Source organism: Paenibacillus intestini (assembly GCF_030803945.1).
Taxonomy (GTDB): Bacteria; Bacillota; Bacilli; order Paenibacillales; family Paenibacillaceae; genus Paenibacillus; species Paenibacillus polysaccharolyticus.
In genome coordinates, this window is sequence record NZ_JAURUN010000012.1 from 150,369 (window position 1) to 174,531 (window position 24,163).

Genomic DNA, 24,163 nt, shown 5'->3' on the forward strand with positions numbered 1-24,163 from the left:
TTTACCTATTTATGCTTCTAAACTCGCCAGTTTTTGCATTAGCAGATCATGACTTTCGTGAATCGCTTCCGGTTCACAGGCTGACTTCAATTCATATACCTTCACCTGTGCTTTACGGATCATTGGAAGATAAGCATCATAGAAGTGCATATCCTTACTGTGCACGTATGGACACCAATGATCGGAGAGCCCCAGCGTTTCATGAATATGAACACCAACGATATCATCCATCAGCCCCTGCATCTCACCTACACTGTCGTACAGTCCCAATCGATCCATCATGATTGCATGACCCGTATCGTACCAAATCCCGACCGGAGCACCTTTGAGCGCCTGGATGATTGTTTTCGCTTCGGCAAGCGTGGGAATCTGTTGCGGTCTTGAGCGTGTTTCGATCCCAAAACGGACATTCAGTCCTTTGGACACCGCCCGGTTACAAACCTCATCCAGACTGATGATAATTTTCTCAATATAACCTGCACTCAGAGCTTCGCGCCGTTCCATTAGCTCTGCCCATTTGCTGCGATATTGCGGCGAATCCGTTCCTTCCTCGCGGTACAGCTTCTCCAGATCCTTGCTGATATCATGTGGGAAAGGCACCTCACCTGGGTGCACAACGACAGCTTCCCCTCCATAACGATGCGCATATTCAGCTGATCCAACTAACAGATCAATGGCCCGCTTCCGCTTCACTTCATCTTCAAAACCGAGCAACACAGAGTCCGTTCCGTAGTCAGGATCGGGATCATGGGGGAATGTGTTGTGTACACTGGACACCCCAATCTCTCCGCGCTCAATCATCGGCTCAATTGTAGAGAGCATTTCCTTCGTTACATTATAGTTAAGCTCCACCCGGCGAAAGCCAAGTCCTGCAATTTCCCGAATCATGTCTTCTCCTACAGGATGTCTCCTGATATTCCAGCATGTCGAGAATGAGTATTCTCCCTTGTCAATTCCCTGCATAATTCATTCCTTCTCCTTCCCCAATTGTGATGTTAGCGCGTATGGGGGCTACGAATTAACCTTTAATTGCTCCTTGCATTGCGCCACTAACAAAATACTTTTGCAACCATGGATATACCAGCAGGATCGGTACTGTCGCAAAGACAACCGCTGCAGCTTTAAGACTCTCTGGTGTTAATCTTGTACGGCTAGCACCCTCCAGCAACGTGAGGTCACTTATCATATTGTTCTGTACCATTTGAAAGAGCTTCAGTTGCAAAGGATATAACTTTGGATCTGTGATGTACATCAGGGAATCCTGGAAGCCATTCCAGCGTCCGACCGCATAGAACAGACCAAGTGTAGCAAGTACAGGCATAGACAGCGGTAAAATGATTTTGAAGAGTGTGTGCACATGAGAGCTTCCATCAATCTCGGCGGACTCTTCCAGGCTATCCGGTATTCCGCGGAAGAAGGAGATCAGGATAATCAAGTTAAATGGACTAACCAACCCTGGTAAAATCAATGCCCAAACCGAGTTCATCAAATGCAGGTCACGAATCAACAGATACTCAGGAATAATCCCGCCGCTGAAGAACATCGTAATAATAATGATGTACATAAACAGCTTACGGCCCTTTAATTTTTTCTTCGTCAACGGGTACGCTGCTGCAATGGTAAACAACAGACAAAGTAACGTTGTTGCAACCGTAAGAAGCGCTGTAAATCCTAGTGAATACAGCATGGAGTTATCCGAAAACACTTGACCATAGGCATCCCAAGAGAACTCTTTCGGGAAAATCGTTACTTCACCTGACGTTATGGCCCGGTTTGAACTAAGTGATATCGCAATCGTGTGTAAGAACGGAGCAAGACAGAATAGTACAAACAATGAAATAAAAGTGACATTGACAATGTCGAAAATCCGGTTCGAGGTGCGTTCACTCATCTGCGCACAACTCCTTTACTGATGATCTATACGTACAACAAAGTTGGTACACTTTACTATTGTTCTGAATTAGAGAATTCCTTCACCCGTTGTTTTCTTCGAGAGATAGTTGGAACCTAGGACGAAGACCAGTCCGACAACCGCCTGGAATAAGCCAACAACCGTTGCAAGTGTATATTGTCCAGACTGTAGACCAATTCTGTATACAAAGGTACTAAGTACATCGGAATATTCACGAACAGCCGTATTACCAATAACATAAGGCCGGTCAAAACCGATGCTGACCATATTTCCAAGGTTAAGAATAAGCAAGGTAATAATCGTTGGTTTAATACTTGGTATTGTAATATGCCAGATTCTCTTCAGCCGCGTTGCACCATCTATCTCAGCTGCCTCGAACAATTCCTTGTTCACACCTGTTAATGCAGCCAAATACAAGATGGTTCCCCACCCAGCGCTTTGCCACACACCTGTGAACAGGTAGGTAACAAGCCATGAGTTTTTTTCTGTCAAAAACGGAATGGAATCAAATCCCATGCTCTGCAGTAGATTGTTTACCATACCGGATTGATTGCCAAACAATTGGTACACAATCCCCCCGATGATAACCCAGGAGATAAAGTGAGGAATATACAGAATGGTTTGTGAGATTTTCTTAAACCATTTGAATCTAACCTCATAGAGCATAATCGCCAGAATAATTGGAGCAGGGAATGAAACGATCAGATCAAGAAAATTCAGCATAAATGTGTTGCGTAATGTAGTGTAGAAATCGGGCATTGCGAATACCTCGCGAAAAGCATCGAAACCGATCCATTCACTACCGTTGATACCTTGAAAAAGGTTGAAATCTTTAAAAGCGATCTGGACACCGTACATCGGTCCGTAACGGAAGATTAAAAAGTAGATTATAGGCAGAGAAATCAATGCATATAGCTGCCAATATCTTTTCAAATATGTGAGGTTCAAGACGGTTTCCTCCTATCATAAGAAACGTTTGTGCCGCCTATCCGGCGGCACACGTTCCTTTCTAATTTGAAACAGTTGTATGGTTTCTTTTTTAACATGTTCCAAGCGTACTAAGGTTTACTTTCCACCCATACCCTGCAAAGCTTCTTCCAGCTCTTTCTTCAAATCGTTACCGCCCAAGGACATGTAATCAGCCATTTCTTTTTCAAATACAGATTCGAAATCAGCTGGTTTTGCCATAGCGGATTTTACGATAATGACATCAAGCTTGTCATTAAGTGTAGTGCCATATTTCATCTCGGCAGCAATCGGTTTATCAAAGATGATCGGTCCTACCGTATCTGTGTTTGCAATCTCAAGAGATTGCTTCAACAGCTCCTGGTTATTTTTAGGGTAACCCAGAATCCATGCTTTTTCGTTTGTAGCTTGATCTCCGATGTTTTTACCATTGGAGATAATCGCAAAGTCATTTGCATTATAGAAACGATCTGCTGCATCTTGTGCTACATCTTCTTTTGCAACCGGAATACCGTCTACCAGATCATAGTTCTCGCCTTTCACACCGCTGATGATATCCATCAGGTTGTTGTCAGACGCCATCCAATCCAGGTATTTAACTGCTTCCACTGAACGCTCACTGCTTTTCGGAATCATAATGAACAAACCATTTGAACCGTAACGTGACTTGATGTGTTTGTTATCTGCGTTCGGGTTAGTATAAGCATCTAATGGCAGAACTTTGCCGTCGCTTACATTTTTACGCATGAGATCCATAGTAGCCTCTTTACCGAACATAGCATCAGCATCTTCAGACCAGAAACCTACATTACCATTTTGAATATCTTTATTCAGTTGCGTTTTGTCTTTATCCAAACTGAAATCTTTACTGATCAAACCTTCATTGTAAAGTTTGTTCAGGAACTGCATGGACTCTTTGAATCCTTCATGGAGCGGCAATTCATAACGTTGACCGTATGTTTTGTCGCCACTTACAGGTTTGATAAAGGAGTAAATCAGTGTCTCGTACTGAGCCGGTGCAAGCGCAAAGCCCATAGGGATGTTTTTGCTTCCCAGTTTCGCTGGATCTTTTTCCTTGAATGCTTTCAATGTTGTATACAACTCATCCGTTGTCTTAGGTGCTGGCATTCCCAGCTTATCTAACCAATCTTGACGAATATAAGAACTGTAACGGCCGGTGATGGCACGTTTACCCGGAATAGCAAATTGCTTTCCTTCCAACTGTCCAAACTTTAAAGTATCTTCACCCAGGAATTTCTTCAGATTAGGTCCATACTGGTTCACCAGATCGCCTACATCTGTCAGACCTCCCTGCTGTGCATAACGGTAAAACACAGTGGAGTCGTAAACAAAGACAACATCCGGAACATCTGAGGCACTAGCCATCAGGACATTCAGCTTGGTCACTTCCTCGGAACGTTGAACAGGAACAAATTGTACATCAATGTTGTTAGGATCGCCGAACTTCTCTTGAATCATCTTCGTGAGATAGCTGTTCGTGATTGTGTAAGGCGATGGGGTGTTACCACGGTCGAAAAGCTCCACTTTTAATGTGACACGTTTTCCATCACCAGCTGCTCCGCCTTCTGCTGATTTGTTGTCTGATGATCCGCACCCCGCAAGTAGTGAGACGCCCATTACTGCTGTAAGCGCCAAACCCATCAACTTTTTAAGACTCCCTTTTCTTGTCATTCTGTTCATCCCCTTTGGCTTTACGTGAATGTTTTAAAGCTTGCCCTGAGTATTCCATACTATTGTGCGCTCTGACAACATACTAAATTCGGGTGGGCCTACAAACGAGTTATGGTTTGCATGGTAGCTTATTTTCGCAGACTGCCAAAATTCCATAAAACCGCATGGGAGAAGGGTTTAGAGGCATTACATCCCCTATCCAAACACGATGGAAACAAACCATTTTCTCGCACTGACTAAATTCGTATGTTACATCAGAAAGCTTTTATGACACATCTTCTGACATGACCATGAAACGTACATGTTTATTTCATTTTTTTTCAAACGCTTTCATTTTTCGTTGTCAAAACAACATAAAAAGGGCGAACCCCAAATGATGACAACCTCCTAAATTATGGAGATTCACATCTTCGGTTCACCCTGATTTATTTCAACATTCTGTTGACCATGTATGGAAACATGACATGTTTTTACTCGTTCATTTTGGAACAAGCACAGATAGCCCCTTATTCATCAGTCACTTTTTGATCCTTTTTCATCCGGCGATAATCTCCAGGTGTAATACCAGTCACACGTTTGAATACACGTCCCAGTGTAATACCATTCGCATATCCGACCTTTAAAGCTATGTCCTGTAAAGAATAATCAGTATTAAGCAGTAACTTCTCCGTTTCTTTCATCCTAAGCTCAGTCACAAAGTCAACAAATTTCATATTGAATTCGGTCTTAAACAGATAGCTGGCATGTTTTCCAGAAATCTGAAAACGGTCACTCAGATGTTTAAGTGACAGCTCAGGGTTGGTGAACTGCTCCTCGATATAATTTTTCATCTCATTAACCATAGCTTTATAACTCTTCGTTTCCGTTACAGCAACGTATGTCCGGAACAGATCGGTAAGACTATCGAACAACAGTACTTTAACATCCTCTAACGATTCTGCTTCTTCCATTGCATTGAGCCAATTGTTAATATTCTCTTCCGACAGTTCTTTCTGCAATCCTTCCGACATCATGGAGACTTCCCGGCTAAGCATCTGAAGCATAGCCTCAATTAAGGAACGGATCTCATCATCTGGCAGTTTATTTCGCTCAAACTCCTTAAAAATATCCTCCAATTGCTCTCTCCACTGTCCGCTCGACATCCTGAACCGTTTGACAAAGTCTGCAATCATCTGTAAATACGTGTAGGTCTCTAGCAATGGATGCTGCATCTCGCTTGCCTCTGCTTCACCCACATCACCATTCATCAGCAGCTTACGTTGCATCACCGCTTCAGCGGCTGTAAACGATTGATGGATCGCATGAATTCCTTCAGCAACAGGTCCAATGCCAAAGCTGAGGGAAATTCGGAGATTCTGCTCTACCCACGATTTACATTCCTCAGCAACCAATCGGATCTGTTTGGCTAAATCCTGTCCCTGCTGTGTCTCTTCCTTTGAAAAGAAAAGAATAGCAATCCGATCAGCACTGATCCATTCCGTCCAACATTGCACTTCTGTATCCCTAGATAGCTCCTGTAATACATTCATCAGGGCGAACTTCAGTGTGTTTTGCTCTCCTCTGGTGAACTTTTCCTGAAACCCCTTCTCATATCGGTTAATATCCCCAACAACCACGATAAAGCGAGAAGCTGCATGGGCTCCATCAAATGGAGACACCTCATACAGCTGGCCAGCCGCATTGTCCACATGCTCACCTTGTAGTAAAGCACTAAACAACTTACTACGTTGCATAAGTACATTCTCGCGGCTTTTTTTATCATAATCCATCATATGGTTAATCAAGTTCTCAAGCACACCATCAATCATCTTCATCTCATCCATACGAGCACCGGATTGTTCAAATGCTTTAATCTGTTGCGATTCAATCCGGTTCATGATGATTTGAATTGGCTTATAGTTACGCCGGGTAACATACACGATGTAGATAATTGCGCAGATCACCGTCAAAATAGCAATGAACACCCAAACATATGAAACAACCGACACCCAACCAAACAGATTGCCAGCTTTGATGCCACTGGTAAGAGTCCATCCCAACCTTTCCAAGGGTAACTCATTTAATTTTGTACCTTCCATAGCACTCTCATTATCGGAATGAGCATCATAGACGACCCTGCCCCCCTGATCACTTATTGTCAGGAAAGAGAGTTTACCATTGACCATGCTATCGACACTCTGCTTGATACTGCTCATCTTGATATTGATGACCAATACACCTTGTGAGCCAAAAGGTAAAGGCATATCTTTATTGACGGTCAACACCTGTATAGGTGTCCTCTGATACTCTTCAGATTCCATCTCCCGAACGGGCTGCCAGCCTTGACCGGTTCCACCGCTTAGAATTCGATCAATCCATGCCTTGTCTGAGAAATTTCCAACGTCCCTTGAACCACTTAGCGTGATAACGCGCTCATGTTGTTTGTCATACAAATATATGGATTGGATCCATGAAGAAGAATTAATCATCTCACGTAAATTTTGTGCAATCGTATACACTGTATCCGAGTTATTAGGATTGTTTCCGTTGAAATAAAGCCTGTATGCCGGTTCGTATTGCACTTTCTCTGTCACAGCCAGTTCAATGTCCCGGATTGTATGATCCAGCGTGGTGGCCAGATAACTGGTGGATATACGGTCAGCTTTCCTGGTTTCCTCTCTGGAAATATCATTAATGAATACAAAAGCAATAAAGATGATTATCGTCATCGTAAAGAAAAATATAGGGAAATACGAAAAGAGTAACCGATAATACCACGTGCGTGACAATAGACCCCACTCCTCACTCCACGATGCCAATGTCCCTCAGCCGTGGTTCTACTGTTTAGTATCCGTAACAAAACCATTCCAGATTCATTTATAAATAAAACGCTATCATTTCTTAATATTTATAGTTATTATATCACAAGCGACCAAACAACAAAGCACAGAATTCAATTCGTGGGGTCAAAACAAAAATACCGTGCTGAGCAAATGCACTCAGACACGGAACATGAAACGAGATTGGGCTGTAAAGTGCCCATTTATGGTAATGAAACTAAATACCGGAGTCCTTAAACAGTGTGGCCATAGATCCACCATCAACAATGATGCGGATAGCTCGTGAGAGCATTGGTGCAACGGGTAATACTTTGAAACAATCCGGATGATCCTCTGGCAGTGCAATAGAGTCTGTTACCACAACCTCGGTAATCGATGGATGATTTAGTTTGCTTACTGCCCCATCCGAGAACAAGCCATGAGTTGCGCAAACATATGCATTCTCTGCACCCCGTTCCTTCAACCCTTCAACAACATTTACAATCGTTGTGCCTGTATCGATCAAATCCTCGATAATAATCGGCGTTCGTCCCTCAACGTCACCGATAACATGCGTGATGATCGATTCATTATGACTTGGACGTTTCTTGATCATGATGGCAAAAGGTGAATCCAGACGATTCGCCAGTTTCTCCGCCATGGATGCTCGTCCTGCATCAGGAGAAACTACAACCGGATTTTTGATCTCTTTGCTAAGCAGGTATTCGCTTATTAAGTCGAGTGATGTCATGTGATCCACCGGAATGTTAAAGAAGCCCTGAATTGCAGCCGCATGTAGATCAATCGTAACCACACGGCTTGCTCCCGCTGTCGTTAATACATCTGCAACCATCTTGGCCGAGATAGGCTCACGTGGAGCAGATTTCCGCTCTTGCCGAGCATAGCCGTAATACGGAACGATAATATTTACCGTGCGCGCCGAAGCTCGTTTTGCCGCATCAATCATAACAAGCAATTCCACAAACAGTTCATTGATCGGATGAGACAAAGACTGTATCAAAAACACATCACAATTGCGGATCGTTTCTTCGTAATGAACGTATATTTCTCCGCTCTTGAACCGGGACAGTTTAATCTTACCCAGTTGTACTCCCAGCTTGTCGCATACCTGCTCTGCAAGCTTAGGGTTAGATGAACCGGAAAAAATACGTAACGAATGCTGCATAATGCCCTCCCGCGGGTTATCCCCGATCATAATTCCTTATATAGTTATGTTGGAGAATCCCAACTCGTATAAAAGGTTATTTTACCCTTATTATACTCCACTGCTGTCTACATTTAAAGGAATGAACGAGCGCTGGCGGCTTTCAAACACAGCCACTTGCTTACAGCCGAGTTCATGTAAAAGCGCTTCTGCCTCAGACAGATAATCGCCTAACTTCATGGGATCATGTGCATCCGATCCCATCGTCAGAGGAACACCCAATCGAATCGCTTCGGTTAGCATTCTTCGGCTTGGGAACATCTCTGCACAAGGTTTGGACAGACCTGAAGCATTCAGCTCCATAGCGCAGCCGCTCTTCGCAATAGCTTGCAAGGCCGCATCCTCCAGTGCAATGCGTTCCTCATTTTGCTCAGGAGATGGCACATAACCAAAACGTTTGATCACATCCGAATGTCCTATGATATCATACATTCGTGTGCTTGCCGCCTTGCTTACAGCATCATAATATTGACGGTACACTTCAAGAACATCCTTGCCTTCCCAGTGGTGAGTCTGCCGAAAATCAGTAATATCCCACTCACCAAGGAAATGCACAGAGCCAATTACATAATCCCATGGATAACGTTCAATGATTGAACGAATCTCCGATTCCCAACCTTCGATATAATCCCCTTCAAGACCAACACGGACATCAATCTGCCCGCGGTACCGTTCCTTCAAGGTGAAACATTCCTCGACATAGCGCGGCAGCTCTTCCATAGGCATAGCCATCTCGGGATAGTATTCAGCCGGCTCTACGTGCAATAGAGGCATATGATCGGATAGCCCGATCTGGGACAAGCCGATCTCAATCCCGCGCTGCACGTATTCTTCCAGCTTGCCCACCGCATGTCCGCAGCGTTCATGATGAGTGTGGTAGTCTATGCGCATTCAGCATTCGCCTCCTAATCGCGGCGCGGCCGTTCGTGACGGCGACTCAATTCGGACATGATGTCATCCAGCGGCAGCTTTCGCTCCTGCAGCAACACGAGCAGGTGATACATCAGGTCACTGACTTCAAGACGAAGCTCGTCATTGTCTTTATTTTTCGCGGCAATAATGGTCTCGGAAGCTTCCTCACCGATTTTTTTCAAAATTTTATCGACACCTTTATCGAACAGATACGTGGTATACGCACCTTCTGGACGTTCACGCTCACGCTCAGCAATGACAGATTCCAGTTCAGCCAGAACCTCAAAGCGGCTTTCCGCATTAGATGAAGAGGTCGTGCTGGAGTTTGCATTGCTTCCCGCCTCTTCTTTCTTGTCTTGTTCTATTTCATTTGCGGACAACCCGATAATTTCATTATGGAAACAGGTCACTGCACCTGTATGGCAAGCCGGCCCCTTCGGTTTCACTTCAACTAGCAGTGTATCGCCGTCACAGTCATATTTCAAAGAAACGATCTTCTGAACATTGCCTGAAGTTGCTCCTTTATTCCACAGTTCCTTACGCGAACGTGACCAGAACCAAGTTTCCCCCGATTCAAGTGATAACTTGAGGGATTCACGGTTCATATAAGCCATCATTAACACTTCACGGGTATCCACATCCTGCACAATGGCAGGAACCAATCCTTCATCCCAGCGGATATGTTCCACAACCTGCTCCAAGGAGAGTTGCTCCTTGATTTCATCGCTCACTTTAGTCACGGATTTCCACCCCTTGCTCTCGTAATTGTTGTTTTAATGCCGGTACGGCAATTTCTTTATAGTGGAAAATAGTTGCGGCCAGACCTGCGTCCGCTTTGCCTGTTGTGAATACATCATAGAAGTGCGATTCCTTGCCTGCACCGCCTGATGCAATGACTGGAATACGTACCGATTCCGAAACGGCAGCGGTCAGCTTCAGATCAAAACCGTCCTTTGTACCATCTGCATCCATACTGGTTAACAGAATTTCTCCTGCACCCAGTTCTTCGGCTTGTTTAACCCACTCCAGTGCTTTGATCCCAGATGCTTTCCGTCCGCCGTGGGTGTACACTTCCCACTCGCCCCACGCCTCGTTATACTTGGCATCAATTGCAACCACGATACATTGCGAGCCAAAGCGGCGTGCGCCATCCGCAATAATCTGTGGATTAAGTACTGCCGCTGTATTTACCGCAATTTTGTCCGCACCTGCACGCAAAATACGCTTCATGTCCTCCACTTTGGAGATCCCGCCACCTACCGTAAATGGAATGGCAATTTCGCCTGCTGTCTGTCTTACGACTTCCTCCATTGTTTCACGGCCCTCCACCGATGCGGAGATATCGAGAAATACGAGCTCGTCCGCGCCTTCGCGGTCATACAGTGCCGCCAGCTCTACCGGATCACCCGCATCGCGGAGATTGACGAAGTTCACGCCTTTAACGACCCGGCCGTCCTTCACGTCCAGACAGGGAATGATTCTTTTTGCCAGCATACTGTTTCTTCCTCTCTACCCGGTTATCCGTTACTTGTTAACCAAACGCACCGCTTCAGCCAGATCAATACTTCCCGTATACAAGGCTTTACCTACAATGGCTCCGCCAACACCGTCATCTGCATGACGACTCAAACGAAGCAAATCATCCATCACACTGACACCGCCAGAAGCAATAACTGTACGTCCGCTTGCTTTGGCAAGAGACACAATTGCCTCAACATTAGGCCCCTGCATCATACCGTCACGGGAGATGTCCGTAAAGATAAACGTTTCCGCTCCATAAGCAGCGAGCTCCTTCGCCAGTACTTCAGCCTGTACTTCGGAGGTTTCTAGCCAGCCACGAGTGGCAACATATCCGCCCCGCGCATCGATACCGATCGCTACTTTATCCCCGTAACGTCCCAGTACTTCTTCCGTAAAAGCACGATCCTCAATCGCCGCTGTCCCGATAATCAATCGGCTAACACCCAGACCCAATAAACGCTCAACGTCAGTGACTGTACGAAGCCCGCCGCCAACCTGTACTGGTACATTCACTGCGGATGCAATACGTCCAATCAACTCATCGTTAACCGGGTGTCCTGCTTTGGCGCCATCCAGGTCCACCAGATGAACGTATGTACCGCCTTGCTTCTCCCAGTTAAGCGCAACCTGAACCGGGTCATCGTTGTACACCGTTTCTTGATTATAATCTCCCTGCACCAGTCTTACACATTTGCCGTCCCGGATATCGATTGCCGGATATAAGATAAAAGATGACATACAAGTCCTCCTGAGTGTAGATTCGATTGAAATTTGCTCAAACGTTCATGTAACTTCAAGTTGAATATATTTAAACCTGGTTTTGTTTTAGACGAGTATAACAGTACATACAGCTTACTGGAAAACCGCTATATGCGATAAAGGTTAGGCTTATATTGCTGTTAAATTACTGAGCTCGTCAAAGACAGGAAGTTGCCCAGCAATTTCATGCCAAGCTCACCACTCTTCTCGGGATGGAACTGCATGCCGAAGTTCGAGCCTCTACCTACAATCGCTGTAACGGGATGTCCGTAATCCGTAACGGCGAGCAGATCACCCTTGTTCTCTGTAAGTGCATGATAAGAGTGAACGAAATAGACATGCCCTGCATCCAGACCTGCGAAGAGCGGATTTTCCGGATGTAGAAATTCCAAACGGTTCCATCCCATATGGGGAACCTTCAGCTCACTTGGTGCGAAGCGCACTACTTTGCCCGGTAAAATGTCCAATCCCTCATGCTCGCCATGCTCCTCACTGGAGCTGAATAATAGTTGCATGCCTAGACAAATGCCAAGGAGCGGTTTCGTTCCAGCCGCCGCTTCTTTAACGACCACATCCAGGCCCGTCTCACGCAAATGCACCATCGCGTCGCCAAAAGCACCAACCCCCGGCAGAATAACGCCATCTGCGGAAAGAATAGCTTCCCGCTTACCCGTGACCAGCGCTTCATAGCCAAGACGTTCGACCGCTTTGCCGACGCTGTGCAGGTTCCCCATACCGTAATCGACAATTGCAATCGCCATCGTCTACAGCACTCCCTTCGTGGAGGGCACGCCGGTTACTCGTGGATCAATCATCGTTGCTTCATCCAGCGCACGTCCGAGAGCTTTGAAGACTGCTTCGATCATGTGGTGTGTGTTCTGACCGTAGTGCACAATGACATGTAGCGTAATCCGCGCCTCGAGCGCCAGTTTCCACAGAAATTCATGCACCAGCTCTGTAGAAAAGCTACCTACTTGATGTGACGGGTACTCGGCCCGGTATTCAAAGTGCGGACGGTTACTCACATCAATGATAACTTGCGCGAGTGCTTCATCCATCGGTACAAACACGCTCGCATAACGCTTAATACCACGTTTGTCGCCGAGCGCCTGGTACAGCGTCTGTCCCAGACAAATGCCGATGTCTTCAACCGTGTGGTGATCATCAATATCAATATCTCCACGAGCCTGTACGTTAAGATCAAATTGTCCATGCTTTGTGAACAGATCGAGCATATGGTTCAGAAATGGTACATCCGTTTCAATATTTGATTGCCCTGTGCCATCTACGTTGAATGACAGCTGGATATTGGTTTCGTTCGTTTTGCGGTCAACCTCTGCTTGGCGAACTGCACCATTATTTTGAAGCTCGACACCCTGTTCTGTACTCTTATTCTGATTATCCATTGTCCGATTCCGCCTTTCCTTCCTGTTCTAAACGTACAGCGATTGCACGAGCGTGTCCTTCAAGCCCCTCATGACGGGCTAATTCTATAATAGCCGCTCCGTTCTGTAGCAATGCCTCTTTACTATAATAAATCAGACTCGATTTTTTGATAAAATCATCCACATCTACCGGTGAGCTAAACCGGGCAGTTCCATTGGTCGGAATAATATGATTCGGTCCGGCAAAATAATCGCCAACCGGTTCGGAGCTATACGGCCCAAGGAAGATCGCACCGGCATTCTCGATCCGGCCAGCGTAAGCCATCGGCTCCTGCACCATGATCTCCAGATGCTCCGGTGCAAGCCGGTTCACGACATCGATTCCCTCATCGATGGAATCCACCACGATAATCGCGCCATGCTGCTCCACGGAAGCAGAAGCGATATCGCGCCGCGGCAGCACATCCAGCTGCCGCTGCACCTCGGCCTGCACAGCTGCCGCCAGCGAGGCCGAACTCGTGACGAGAATCGCCGATGCCATCTCGTCATGCTCCGCCTGCGACAACAAGTCCGCGGCGATATACACCGGGTTCGCCGTATCATCGGCGAGCACCACAATCTCGCTTGGCCCGGCGATACTGTCGATATCGACCGCCCCATATACCTCGCGCTTCGCGAGCGCCACGTAGATATTACCCGGTCCACAGATCTTGTCGACCGGGGCAATGCTCTCCGTGCCGTAAGCGAGGGCGGCGATCGCCTGCGCGCCGCCAACCCGGTACATCTCGTTCACGCCCGCTTCCGCGGCAGCCACAAGAATGTACGGGTTAATACCTTCACCGCCGTTCGTCGCCGGCGGTGTGACAAGCACAATCTCCGGCACGCCTGCAACCTGTGCCGGAATGACATTCATCAGCACCGACGATGGATACGCTGCTTTCCCTCCAGGGACATACACGCCGACTCGTTTCAGCGGCCGAATAACCTGGCCGAGCAGACTGCCATCCGGCTGCCAGTCAATCCACGAATTGCGTTTCTGCTTCTCATGAAACGCACGAATGTTAACGGCGGCTTGGCGAATCGCCGTTACAAAAGATGGCTCAACGGCTGCATACGCTGCCTGGAGCTCCTCCTGCGGCACGCGCAACTGCGCAGCCGTCAGCGTCGTGCGGTCCAACTGCTCCGTGTAACGCAGCAGGGCCGCATCACCTTCCCGGCGAATATCTGCGACAATTCGCCGTACCGATTCATTTTGCTCCGGTGTACCATACTCCACTTCCCGCTTCAGATCAAATTCCCGTGCCGGTACAATTTTCATGCGTACAACCTCCTTACATATCAATTGACTCACTAATCTATTCGCTATCGTTCTTTACTGATCTGTTCGCTATCTTCTCGCACTTCCCGCAGTAACCTCATTCCCACTTGGGATGACCGATTGAAGTGCATCACACAGCGCCTGAATACGTGCGTTTTTCATCCGGTAGCTCACCCGATTCGCGATCAAACGGCTAGTAATATTCAGAATTTCCGTCATTTCCACAAGTCCGTTCTCACGTAACGTCTGCCCGGTCTCCACTAGATCGACAATCCGATCAGCCAGTCCGATTAGAGGCGCAAGCTCAATTGATCCGTTCAGCTTAATAACCTCAACCTGTTGTCCTTGCTCACGGAAGTACTGGGAAGCGATTCGTGGATATTTGGTTGCAACTCGCTGCTGGATACCTGCCTTCCAGTCCGGTAGCCCGATAACCGACATACGGCACTGGGCAATGCCTAGATTCAGCAGTTCATACACATCACGATCCTCTTCAAGCAACACGTCTTTCCCGACAATGCCAATATCGGCAACACCGTACTCCACGTACGTTGGCACATCCACAGGTTTGGCCATAATGAATTCCATACCCGCTTCTGGTACCTCGATCACCAGCTTGCGTGTATCGTCCACGTCCTCTGGAATGTCTAGCCCTGCCTCACGGAACAATTTGGAGGCCTTTTTATAGATGCGGCCTTTAGGCATGGCCACCTTCAGAATATCCGACATCTCAGTTCCCTCCCTTTTTCGATCCATAGATGATGACCTGCTCCACCTGATCCGCAGTCGTTTCGCTTGTTACAGATGTCGTCTCTGCCTTTTCATTAGCAAGAAGAGATGTAACTACATTGTGACCCAAACTTCGTAATCTAGCTGCTTCGGTCAATGCCTCAGCACGGTGATCTGGGCTATATTCAATACGTACCGTTTTCGTCTCTTCAATCGTAATGCCATGAACACCATCGATAATCCGGTTTGTTTTCAACGCAAATCCTGTAGCCGGAAGAGCGCGCCCAAACTGCTGCAACAGATTGTCATATCGTCCGCCGCTACACACAGGTGATCCCAGCTCTGCCGCATAACCTTCAAATGTCATGCCTGTGTAATAGGAGAAATCCCCGATCATCGTCAGATCAATCAGCACATGCTCAGAGACACCATAGGCCTCCAATACTTCAAACACTGCACACAGATGTGCAATAGATTGTGCCGCTTCAGCACTTGAGCTAAGTTCGCTCGCATGTGTGCATATTTCTTTCCCGCCACGCAGACGTAAAATCGCTTCAAGTTGCTGTTTTTGTTTGGGTTCCAGTTGCAAAGCTTCAATGGACTGACGGTAGCCCACATAATCACGACCTAATAGCCCTTCCTTCAACTGTTCCTGCTCAGCCGTCTGACCCGGAATCACTTCTTCCAGCAGTCCATTCAGAAAACCCATATGACCCATTGCTATTTTAAAAGAAGATACACCCGCTGCCTGCAATGAGGCAATCGCTAATGCAACTACTTCAGCATCCGCCTCAGGAGAATCGTCCCCTACAAGTTCAACACCTGTTTGGAAAAATTCAGCCTCCCGTCCAGCTTCCTCTTCAATGGAACGAAATACATTCGCATGATAGGACAGACGTAGCGGCAAAGCCTCATCTTTGAGCATCGATGATACTACACGCGCAATCGGAGCTGTCAGATCAGAACGTAGAACCAGTGTCGTTCCCCGGCTGTTCAGCAATTTAAACAATTTGCGATCCGAAGTAGAGCTAGCCACCCCTACTGTGTCGTAATACTCAATCGTTGGCGTTATGATCTGACGATAACCCCAACGCTCCATGCACTCCAGTACATTTCGTTCAATTTTACGCAGCTTGGACACCACATGTGGTGTATAGTCACGGAAGCCAGTTGGTTTTTCAAAGCCTTTTGGTTTGGACATGGAAATGATTCACCCCGAGTCATGAATTTGGATTGTTATATAAGGTTGCACTATAATATCTTCACATCTGCTAAAATACGATAACTAAATTTAGATTTTCATCTCTATCGTCTCTAACGCTCTATCTCAAAAGGATTTATGTATGACAAATCCCCGTTCTATGTTAGTTACCCTAATTTTCAGTAAAGCCGCATGTTCTTTGGCTTAACGAAGGCTTCACCTTTTACAAGAATAACCCGTCTACTCTATAGATTAATTGTCACCTTCATCCGGTTCGCTTTCACATGGTAAAGTGCTAACAAACTAAAGGATATGGGATATGATAACATGGAAGCTGCGGAATCGTCAACAATCTTAAGCTATGACTGCTCTTGGTGACCTATCCGATCTAAACCCACTTGTCCTGTTGTCCGTGTCTTACGGCCCCTTCCATTTGCTTCAATTCAAGTTTTGTATACGAAAAAAGCTGCCCTCAGCAGCTCTTCCCTCCATGCATTCGTTCACTTGCAAACAATGATCCTCGCGCTTAATGTAGCTTTCGCTGAGAAGGTTCCTCCGTCTTGAACACCATTTCTTCCGTCGATCCTGACGGACGTGACAAATCACGCAAGGGATTGCCTCCAACAAAAGCTCCTGGAGCAACATCCTTATGAACTACCGCTCCGGCAGCAACTACCGCTCCGTCTCCAATCGTTACCCCTGGCAAAATGGTTGTATTCGCCCCGATCAGCACATTGTCTCCGATAATGACTTCTCCGAGTCTGTACTCCTTAATGAGATACTCGTGAGCCAGAATCGTGGTATTGTAACCAATCACTGAATTTTCACCAATCGTTATTTTTTCCGGAAAAAATACATCCACCATTACCATCAGGCCAAAAGCTGTATGCTCCCCCACCTTCATACCAAGCATGCGTCGATAAATCCAGTTCTTGAGAGGCAAAACAGGACAGTACCGTGACAAATGAATCCAGATAAAATTACGAACGCCCTTCCACGGGCTCACTGTCTTGTAGATATGCCAAAGTGCATTTTGACTTTCTACCGGATAGCGGGTTACTTTTCTCATGAACGACCCGTTCCCGCAAGAACCATATCCAGCAAATCCCTCATATCATGCAAAATGTAATCTGGCTTATACCCGCTCAGCACCTGCTCCCCTTTAAGCGACCAGGCCACACCAGCGGAGAGAGCGCCTGCATTTTGCGCCGATTGAATATCGACAGGACTGTCCCCGATCATCAGTGTGTGAGCTGGGTTCGATCCCAGTTCCGCCATCGCTTTTTGCACCGGTTCTGCATGAGGTTTGGGATGAGTGACATCCTGCACAGTCACAATGGACTTCATATATTTAAGCAAATCAAAGCGCTCCAGCACCTTTAATGTAGAAGGACGAATTTTAGTCGTCACCACACCCATCGTAATCCCTGCCTGATCCAAAGCCTCAACAACCTCAATCACATGGGGGAAGGGTCTGACCATCGCCTCATGGTGAATATCATTATAAGCACGATAACCTTTGACATACTCCGATACCTCTTCCTGACCTGAAAAGGTTCGCATTTGTTGCTCCAATGTGCCTCCCATATGCGGAATAATCTGCTCTCTTGTCCACGGGTCAGCATGATCCCAACCTCCCATAACATGCAGGAATGAGTTGATAATCAGCTCATTGGTATCAATAATCGTTCCATCCAGATCGAACAGTACCGTATTAATCACGTTGCATTACTCCTTTTTATCTTCAACTTGCTTCGGATCATCTTGAGCCTGATTTGGTGCTGTTGTTACCTTGTCCTCTTCAACAGCTACTGTTTCTGAATGTCCAATATCATCTGCAGCCACTTTCGACGAGACAATCGGATCACTATAATGTGCACTTGCTTTACCTGTCACTCTTCTCACGACAATAAACACAACAGCGGCAACAATAATGCCAATCGCAAGCAGTTGTGAAATTCGTACATTACCGTACGCTGGATCTAAATAACCTTGTTCGAAGCCGAGTGCAGTCATTGGAGACCATAATCCGTTCACCAAAGAAGCGATCCACTCTGGAGCCTGAAAACCCAGACTGTCCGTACGCACAGCTTCAATAAAGAATCGTCCGATGGAATACCAGATGAAATAGGACATAAACATCTCGCCTGCACGCATGAACTTCTGACGACGAAGCACCAGCAACAGGATCAGCCCTGCAAAACTCCATACGGATTCATACAAAAAGGCCGGATGATGAAATACACCTTCCACGTTCATTTGATTCACAATAAAGTCTGGCAAGTGCAGCTTGTCTCTTAAAAATGATTCCTCTACAGGACCGCCATACGCCTCCTGATTTACAAAGTTACCCCAGCGTCCAATCATCTGTCCAACGATCAGTCCAGGTGCACAGATGTCGGCCATACGCCAGAAGTTATATCCTTTACGACGGAAGAAAATGACTGCACATATAATGGCACCAATCAGTGCGCCGTAGATCGCAATACCGCCATTCCATATTTTAAAGACATCCCAGAAGTTGTCCTTATAATCTTCCCACTTAAAAGCCACATAGTAGATTCGGGCTCCAATAATTGCAGAAGGCACACCTAGCAAAACCATATCCATGAACACTTCTTGCGGAATATTAAATCGTTTGCCCTCCCGAATAACAAGCAGCAACCCTAACAGCGCCGCAGTACCCAAGATAAGCCCATACCAGTGAACCTTTAAAGCGCCAATAGAGAACGCAATCGGGTTCAACAGTAATAATGTATCCATTCATTCACACTCCTATCAATCAATTCACATCGGTAAGCATGACTGTCTGGAGCCTGCTATCCACCTTCCGGTTTGAAGGTGTCCAGACCCCAGTTGTCACGCCTCATGAAAACTTTAATCTTTATTTTATAGCTTGATGCTTAATATTGCCCCTACCCTGCTATTCAGTTGATCGGGGTAACTTTCCTTAGCCCACCTTAGTCCATATCTTCCATATCTTCTGAAATCGTTGCAGTCAGCTTGTTCGTGAACTGGAGTGCAGCATTAAGCCCCATCTGTTTTAAGCGATAGTTCATGCCCGCCACCTCAATAATTACAGCCAAGTTTCGTCCAGGACGAACCGGAATAGTAACCAAGGGTACATCGGTATCAATAATACGCGTTGTTTCTTCATCCAATCCCAGACGGTCATACTGTTTATCCTGCTGCCATGCTTCAAGACGTACAACCAATGTAATCCGTTTATTATTACGTACAGCCCCGGCGCCAAACAAAGTCATGACGTTGATAATACCGACACCCCGGATTTCAAGCAGGTGACGGATCAGCTCCGGTGCGGTACCGTGAAGTTGAAAGTCGGAGGTTTGGCGAATTTCAACGGCATCATCGGCAATTAGACGGTGACCGCGTTTAACAAGTTCAAGCGCAGTTTCACTTTTACCAATACCGCTACTGCCTGTGATCAACATACCTACACCATACACATCACACAATACACCGTGAATGGTGGCTGTCGGCGCCAACTTACCTTCCAGAAAACCAGTAATGCGGCTGGATAGAATCGTTGTCGCCATATTGCTACGAAGCACAGCCAGATTCTGTTCTTCACTGATATCGATCAGTTCCTGAGGAACTTCGAGTCCACGTGTAACCACAATACAAGGTGTTTCCTCTGTGCATAGACGCTGCATACGTTCACGGCGCTCATGTTCAGGCAACATTGCAAAAAAGGCCAGCTCTGTTCTTCCCAGGAGTTGCACCCGCTCTTTTGGATGATATTCAAAGTAACCGGCCATCTCCAGGCCAGGACGGTTAAGATCATCTACCGTGATAAACCTTTTCAAACCCTGTGACCCCGACACCACTTCCATCTGAAACTGCTGTACCAATTCGGATACTTTCACTTTTTTCGCCATTTGTCTCTTCCTTTCAGCATTCGCTGTGCCTCTATGTACCCATTCGTGTATCGTTTCTTTCCATTATTAGCGTATTCACAACAACATTCATAACCAGGTCACTTCGCCTGTAAAATATCGCTCTAATAATACTCCAACATGCAACATTTTGAAGACAGACCTTCAAATAATCTTAAATGAATTTGGGATCGATTGCAATCGCAGACTCCTTGCTCTATCTGCACTATATTTCCACCCGAACGTATTCATCATCCCTTGCATTTTTGAAAAAAGCCCCTTCCAGCGAAAACGGAAGGGGCTCGATTTACATTATATAATTACGTTACTTCCAGATTCCATCGTTACCGAGGAACCTTCAGTAGAATTAGTCTTGAAGAAGTACGTTAACTTCGGATTCCTTGTCAAAGATATGAACTTTGTTCATGTCAATGGCCATTTTAACTGTGGAACCATCACGAGTGTTAGAACGTCCGTCTACACGTGCAATTGTAGTGTCGTTACCTACACCGCTCAAGTAAAGGAGCATTTCGTGACCCAGGTTCTCTGTTACATCTACGTGAGTAGAGAATACAGAATTCGGGGAAGCTTCCAGGAATACTGGCTCTTCGTGAATGTCTTCTGGACGAACACCCAGAATAACTTCTTTACCAACATATCCTCTGGATTTCAGCACTTGTGCTTTACCTTGCGGGATTTCAACATCCACACCAGGAGCTACGAAGTGAAGACTCGCACCTTGCTCAGCCAGTTTACCCGAGATGAAGTTCATTGTCGGGGAACCGATGAAACCAGCTACGAACAGGTTCGCCGGGTGGTTGTACAGCTCTTCAGGAGAAGCTGCTTGTTGGATGATACCATCCTTCATAACTACGATCCGGTCACCCATCGTCATTGCTTCGATCTGGTCATGCGTTACGTAGATAACGGTTGTTTCCAAACGTTTAGCAAGCTTAGTGATTTCCGCACGCATTTGTCCACGAAGTTTCGCATCCAAGTTGGAGAGAGGCTCATCCATCAAGAAGACTTGTGGATCACGGACAATCGCACGTCCCAAAGCGACACGTTGACGTTGACCACCGGACAATGCTTTAGGCTTACGCTCAAGCAAGTGCTCGATGTCGAGGATTTTAGCTGCTTCACGTACACGTTTGTCGATCTCATCTTTTTTAACCTTACGCAATTTCAAACCAAATGCCATGTTTTGATATACGCTCATATGCGGATACAAGGCGTAAGATTGGAATACCATCGCAATATCGCGGTCTTTAGGTGCAACATCATTAACGACACGGTCACCGATATAGAGTTTACCTTCAGAAATTTCCTCAAGGCCTGCGATCATACGCAGTGTTGTTGATTTACCACAACCGGACGGACCTACCAGTACCAGAAACTCTTTATCTTTAATGTCCAGGTTAATGTCAACTACAGTTGCTTTATCAGAACCCGGGTATTTTTTGAAAATATGCTCTAAACGTACTCCTGCCATGATTGTTGCCTCCTCAGAGATCATTTTGTAATCGAATACAATTTGTAGTTTTATAATACCCTATCGGTTGGTTATCTGACTATTCGCAAACTGCACAAAAATATTAAGCCTTTTTCGTCACTTTGTACATTAGAAGTAAAAGTTGCACAACGATCGCACTTTTAAAGTGTCTTACATCATAACCAATCTCTTGTTTAATCTTATCCAGACGGTACACCAGCGTATTACGATGGATAAACAAACGCTTTGCTGTCTCGCTGACGTTACAGTCTAAACTGAAGAAGGTCTCCAATGTAGCCAACGTCTCGCTGTCATTATAGAGCGTCGTATCCTTTCCCGTTTCCCGAATAAAACGCATTCGCTGTTGCTCTGAAATACTAGCCACCAATTGCTCTAGTTGCAGATTCCAAGGAAGGTGGATATGCTGTGTAACGTGGAAAGAGCGACCAAGCTCCATGCTTTCCTGAAGAAGGAATGTCACCTGAAGCAACGCCTCTTTGGGAATACACGGTAGCGAAGCTGACAAGTGGAAAACGCCGGCGAACTCACTGGCCACAAGCTCATACAGTCCCATACAAAAAGCGTTGAGTGACTCTTTTCTCGCCTCTGCTGTATCTTCATCGGCCTCACCGGTAACAATCTCTTCGTCTCCCATGAAGAGCCATTCTTGCTCACCCAACGGGATTAGTGTGATGTCTTCACCAAAATAACTTTCGAGCAACTTATTCAAAACTATAGAGTCAACACGTTGAGAATCCGGAGTCTCACCCTGCAACAGAAAAAGAACTTTCTCCTCCTGAAATCCTGCAATAGAAGCAAACGAATCAGGCAATGGATCGAAACTGCCCGCATCGTAGTCTTTAATTTGCTCCTTAAGCCATATTCCCAGCGAAGATAATTGTTTATCGGTATCATTCTTGAATAGCGATGAATTTTCGCCTTGACTCATAATAAACTTATTAAGAATCAGTAATTCAATTAGACGGCGAGTCTCCATTGTAATAGATGCCGCATCACATCCCCAGCACAGAACGGTTTTTACCTGCTCATTTATGCCAACTTTGAAAAAGACGCGCTCACCATGGTGTAAACTCAGAACATCAGAAGATATTGAAGAACTTTCTAATGAACCACGCTCACCTTTACTCGCTCTATTTAGAATATGCTGCGGTTTATTTTCATCCAAGCCAATTAAATGATCAATGGATTGTATCCACTCATGCATCGTAATTTCATATTCATCCAATGTGGTGCCTATAATAACTTCAATTTGCTGTTTTAAATCAGGTATGAGCTTCATCTAATGAACTTCACCACTCTGCTTTATTTTTATCATCATTTTATCATATCTTGATGTTTACTGCTCTGTATCCACAATTCTTGAATATATCAGTGTAAACAAAAAGAGTGATCGATCATTATTATGATCGATCACTCTTTATTTAAAGATGAGTCATGAAGGATTCGAACCTTCGACACCCTGATTAAAAGTCAGGTGCTCTACCAACTGAGCTAATGACTCAAAACTGGTGGAGGATGATGGATTCGAACCACCGAACCCGTACGGGAGCAGATTTACAGTCTGATGCGTTTGGCCACTTCGCTAATCCTCCAAGAATTAAAGGTGGCTCGGGACGGAATCGAACCGCCGACACGAGGATTTTCAGTCCTCTGCTCTACCGACTGAGCTACCGAGCCGTATTTAATTTTAGATTAATGGCGGAACCGACGGGATTCGAACCCGCGATCTCCTGCGTGACAGGCAGGCATGTTAGGCCAACTACACCACGGTTCCAGGCATTAATGGTGCCGGCGAGAGGACTTGAACCCCCAACCTACTGATTACAAGTCAGTTGCTCTACCAGTTGAGCTACACCGGCGTATATGGTGGAGGCTGAGGGGATCGAACCCCCGACCCTCTGCTTGTAAGGCAGATGCTCTCCCAGCTGAGCTAAGCCTCCTGGGTAATATGGTAGCGGCGGAGGGGATCGAACCCCCGACCTTACGGGTATGAACCGTACGCTCTAGCCAGCTGAGCTACACCGCCATATTATAAATGTTTCGATTGCTTGTCCATCCTTAGGTAAAGATGGCGGAGAGAGAGGGATTCGAACCCTCGCACCGATTACTCAGCCTAACCCCTTAGCAGAGGGTCCCCTTATAGCCACTTGGGTATCTCTCCAAAGACAATCTTAACGTTGTACAAGGATTGCTCCTTGAAAACTAGATTCGAAACGAAACGTACGCGATTTAAAACTTGCATATTGGATAAGCCCTCGACCGATTAGTACTGGTCAGCTCCATGCATTGCTGCACTTCCACCCCCAGCCTATCTACCTCGTCGTCTTCAAGGGGTC

21 protein-coding genes, 8 tRNA genes and 1 rRNA gene are annotated in these 24,163 nt (G+C 46.1%); all 30 read right to left on the reverse strand.

What is annotated here, in order from left to right; all coding sequences use genetic code 11:
• Positions 1–9: 9 nt before the first annotated feature.
• Positions 10–963: a sugar phosphate isomerase/epimerase family protein gene (locus tag J2T16_RS24735; protein WP_499019440.1), complete on the reverse strand. Its 954-nt coding sequence runs from the start codon at positions 961–963 to the stop codon at positions 10–12.
• A 55-nt stretch (positions 964–1,018) separates the two neighbouring features.
• Positions 1,019–1,891, reverse strand: coding sequence for a carbohydrate ABC transporter permease (locus J2T16_RS24740; RefSeq protein WP_499019441.1), 873 nt, complete (start codon positions 1,889–1,891; stop codon positions 1,019–1,021).
• Between the two features lie 69 nt (positions 1,892–1,960).
• A complete protein-coding gene (locus J2T16_RS24745; RefSeq protein WP_090924780.1) occupies positions 1,961–2,860 on the reverse strand; it encodes an ABC transporter permease in 900 nt (299 codons plus the stop codon).
• A 117-nt stretch (positions 2,861–2,977) separates the two neighbouring features.
• A complete protein-coding gene (locus J2T16_RS24750; RefSeq protein ID WP_499019442.1) occupies positions 2,978–4,579 on the reverse strand; it encodes an extracellular solute-binding protein in 1,602 nt (533 codons plus the stop codon).
• A 497-nt stretch (positions 4,580–5,076) separates the two neighbouring features.
• Entirely contained in the window at positions 5,077–7,338 is a 2,262-nt protein-coding gene (locus J2T16_RS24755; protein ID WP_499019443.1) for a helix-turn-helix domain-containing protein, read from the reverse strand.
• A 268-nt stretch (positions 7,339–7,606) separates the two neighbouring features.
• Entirely contained in the window at positions 7,607–8,554 is a 948-nt protein-coding gene (locus J2T16_RS24760) for a ribose-phosphate diphosphokinase (RefSeq protein WP_090924777.1), read from the reverse strand.
• 90 nt (positions 8,555–8,644) lie between these two features.
• The gene (gene hisJ / locus J2T16_RS24765; RefSeq protein WP_499019444.1) at positions 8,645–9,484 is read right to left on the reverse strand and encodes a histidinol-phosphatase HisJ; all 840 of its coding nucleotides are present in this window, start codon (positions 9,482–9,484) and stop codon (positions 8,645–8,647) included.
• A gap of 14 nt (positions 9,485–9,498) precedes the next feature.
• Positions 9,499–10,236, reverse strand: a complete 738-nt coding sequence (hisIE, locus tag J2T16_RS24770; RefSeq protein WP_499019447.1) for a bifunctional phosphoribosyl-AMP cyclohydrolase/phosphoribosyl-ATP diphosphatase HisIE — start codon at positions 10,234–10,236, stop codon at positions 9,499–9,501.
• Position 10,237: 1 nt separating this feature from the next.
• A complete protein-coding gene (gene hisF / locus J2T16_RS24775) occupies positions 10,238–10,999 on the reverse strand; it encodes an imidazole glycerol phosphate synthase subunit HisF (RefSeq protein ID WP_221790098.1) in 762 nt (253 codons plus the stop codon).
• Between the two features lie 30 nt (positions 11,000–11,029).
• Complete coding sequence (hisA, locus tag J2T16_RS24780) at positions 11,030–11,764, reverse strand: 1-(5-phosphoribosyl)-5-[(5-phosphoribosylamino)methylideneamino]imidazole-4-carboxamide isomerase (RefSeq protein ID WP_154891573.1); 735 nt, start codon at positions 11,762–11,764, stop codon at positions 11,030–11,032.
• Positions 11,765–11,925: 161 nt separating this feature from the next.
• Entirely contained in the window at positions 11,926–12,546 is a 621-nt protein-coding gene (hisH, locus tag J2T16_RS24785; RefSeq protein WP_154984812.1) for an imidazole glycerol phosphate synthase subunit HisH, read from the reverse strand.
• A 3-nt stretch (positions 12,547–12,549) separates the two neighbouring features.
• Complete coding sequence (gene hisB, locus J2T16_RS24790; RefSeq protein ID WP_336121425.1) at positions 12,550–13,191, reverse strand: imidazoleglycerol-phosphate dehydratase HisB; 642 nt, start codon at positions 13,189–13,191, stop codon at positions 12,550–12,552.
• Positions 13,184–14,488: a histidinol dehydrogenase gene (gene hisD, locus J2T16_RS24795; RefSeq protein ID WP_336121427.1), complete on the reverse strand. Its 1,305-nt coding sequence runs from the start codon at positions 14,486–14,488 to the stop codon at positions 13,184–13,186. The genes hisB and hisD overlap by 8 nt, the downstream gene beginning before the upstream one ends.
• 69 nt (positions 14,489–14,557) lie before the next feature.
• Positions 14,558–15,217, reverse strand: a complete 660-nt coding sequence (gene hisG / locus J2T16_RS24800; RefSeq protein ID WP_090924770.1) for an ATP phosphoribosyltransferase — start codon at positions 15,215–15,217, stop codon at positions 14,558–14,560.
• Between the two features lies 1 nt (position 15,218).
• Positions 15,219–16,418 (reverse strand): ATP phosphoribosyltransferase regulatory subunit, encoded by a 1,200-nt coding sequence (locus J2T16_RS24805; protein ID WP_221790087.1) that lies wholly within the window; start codon positions 16,416–16,418, stop codon positions 15,219–15,221.
• A gap of 526 nt (positions 16,419–16,944) precedes the next feature.
• Positions 16,945–17,487: an acyltransferase gene (locus tag J2T16_RS24810; protein ID WP_499019445.1), complete on the reverse strand. Its 543-nt coding sequence runs from the start codon at positions 17,485–17,487 to the stop codon at positions 16,945–16,947.
• Positions 17,484–18,140 carry a pyrophosphatase PpaX gene (gene ppaX, locus J2T16_RS24815; RefSeq protein ID WP_221790085.1) on the reverse strand — a complete coding sequence of 219 codons (657 nt, stop codon included), beginning with the start codon at positions 18,138–18,140 and terminating at the stop codon, positions 17,484–17,486. Before ppaX ends, J2T16_RS24810 begins: the two co-directional genes overlap by 4 nt.
• 6 nt (positions 18,141–18,146) lie before the next feature.
• Complete coding sequence (gene lgt, locus J2T16_RS24820; protein ID WP_499019446.1) at positions 18,147–19,181, reverse strand: prolipoprotein diacylglyceryl transferase; 1,035 nt, start codon at positions 19,179–19,181, stop codon at positions 18,147–18,149.
• Positions 19,182–19,378: 197 nt separating this feature from the next.
• On the reverse strand, positions 19,379–20,317 hold the full coding sequence (gene hprK / locus J2T16_RS24825; RefSeq protein WP_090924765.1) for an HPr(Ser) kinase/phosphatase: 939 nt from the start codon (positions 20,315–20,317) through the stop codon (positions 19,379–19,381).
• Positions 20,318–20,681: 364 nt separating this feature from the next.
• A complete protein-coding gene (locus tag J2T16_RS24830) occupies positions 20,682–21,806 on the reverse strand; it encodes an ABC transporter ATP-binding protein (protein ID WP_090924764.1) in 1,125 nt (374 codons plus the stop codon).
• Between the two features lie 103 nt (positions 21,807–21,909).
• Positions 21,910–23,106 (reverse strand): PucR family transcriptional regulator, encoded by a 1,197-nt coding sequence (locus J2T16_RS24835; RefSeq protein WP_221790084.1) that lies wholly within the window; start codon positions 23,104–23,106, stop codon positions 21,910–21,912.
• A gap of 149 nt (positions 23,107–23,255) precedes the next feature.
• Positions 23,256–23,328 (reverse strand) — tRNA-Lys (locus J2T16_RS24840).
• A 5-nt stretch (positions 23,329–23,333) separates the two neighbouring features.
• Positions 23,334–23,419: transfer RNA gene (locus tag J2T16_RS24845), tRNA-Tyr, on the reverse strand.
• Positions 23,420–23,431: 12 nt separating this feature from the next.
• Positions 23,432–23,504 (reverse strand) — tRNA-Phe (locus tag J2T16_RS24850).
• Between the two features lie 19 nt (positions 23,505–23,523).
• Positions 23,524–23,601 (reverse strand) — tRNA-Asp (locus J2T16_RS24855).
• 9 nt (positions 23,602–23,610) lie between these two features.
• Positions 23,611–23,686, reverse strand: a tRNA-Thr gene (locus J2T16_RS24860).
• Positions 23,687–23,691: 5 nt separating this feature from the next.
• A tRNA-Val gene (locus J2T16_RS24865) sits at positions 23,692–23,767 on the reverse strand.
• Between the two features lie 9 nt (positions 23,768–23,776).
• A tRNA-Met gene (locus tag J2T16_RS24870) sits at positions 23,777–23,853 on the reverse strand.
• A gap of 43 nt (positions 23,854–23,896) precedes the next feature.
• Positions 23,897–23,988: transfer RNA gene (locus J2T16_RS24875), tRNA-Ser, on the reverse strand.
• Positions 23,989–24,070: 82 nt separating this feature from the next.
• A 23S ribosomal RNA gene (locus J2T16_RS24880) occupies positions 24,071–24,163 on the reverse strand; the annotation flags it as partial.

Excerpts from the sequence above, each read along its gene's own strand:
- J2T16_RS24735 (WP_499019440.1), bottom strand. The coding sequence starts at position 963 with ATGCAGGGAATTGACAAGGGAGAATACTCATTCTCGACATGCTGGAAT.
- J2T16_RS24740 (WP_499019441.1), bottom strand. The coding sequence starts at position 1,891 with ATGAGTGAACGCACCTCGAACCGGATTTTCGACATTGTCAATGTCACT.
- J2T16_RS24750 (WP_499019442.1), bottom strand. The coding sequence starts at position 4,579 with ATGAACAGAATGACAAGAAAAGGGAGTCTTAAAAAGTTGATGGGTTTG.
- J2T16_RS24760 (WP_090924777.1), bottom strand. The coding sequence starts at position 8,554 with ATGCAGCATTCGTTACGTATTTTTTCCGGTTCATCTAACCCTAAGCTT.
- hisJ (WP_499019444.1), bottom strand. The coding sequence starts at position 9,484 with ATGCGCATAGACTACCACACTCATCATGAACGCTGCGGACATGCGGTG.
- hisF (WP_221790098.1), bottom strand. The coding sequence starts at position 10,999 with ATGCTGGCAAAAAGAATCATTCCCTGTCTGGACGTGAAGGACGGCCGG.
- hisA (WP_154891573.1), bottom strand. The coding sequence starts at position 11,764 with ATGTCATCTTTTATCTTATATCCGGCAATCGATATCCGGGACGGCAAA.
- hisH (WP_154984812.1), bottom strand. The coding sequence starts at position 12,546 with ATGGCGATTGCAATTGTCGATTACGGTATGGGGAACCTGCACAGCGTC.
- hisB (WP_336121425.1), bottom strand. The coding sequence starts at position 13,191 with ATGGATAATCAGAATAAGAGTACAGAACAGGGTGTCGAGCTTCAAAAT.
- hisD (WP_336121427.1), bottom strand. The coding sequence starts at position 14,488 with ATGAAAATTGTACCGGCACGGGAATTTGATCTGAAGCGGGAAGTGGAG.
- hisG (WP_090924770.1), bottom strand. The coding sequence starts at position 15,217 with ATGTCGGATATTCTGAAGGTGGCCATGCCTAAAGGCCGCATCTATAAA.
- J2T16_RS24805 (WP_221790087.1), bottom strand. The coding sequence starts at position 16,418 with ATGTCCAAACCAAAAGGCTTTGAAAAACCAACTGGCTTCCGTGACTAT.
- J2T16_RS24810 (WP_499019445.1), bottom strand. The coding sequence starts at position 17,487 with ATGAGAAAAGTAACCCGCTATCCGGTAGAAAGTCAAAATGCACTTTGG.
- lgt (WP_499019446.1), bottom strand. The coding sequence starts at position 19,181 with ATGGATACATTATTACTGTTGAACCCGATTGCGTTCTCTATTGGCGCT.
- hprK (WP_090924765.1), bottom strand. The coding sequence starts at position 20,317 with ATGGCGAAAAAAGTGAAAGTATCCGAATTGGTACAGCAGTTTCAGATG.
- J2T16_RS24830 (WP_090924764.1), bottom strand. The coding sequence starts at position 21,806 with ATGGCAGGAGTACGTTTAGAGCATATTTTCAAAAAATACCCGGGTTCT.
- J2T16_RS24835 (WP_221790084.1), bottom strand. The coding sequence starts at position 23,106 with ATGAAGCTCATACCTGATTTAAAACAGCAAATTGAAGTTATTATAGGC.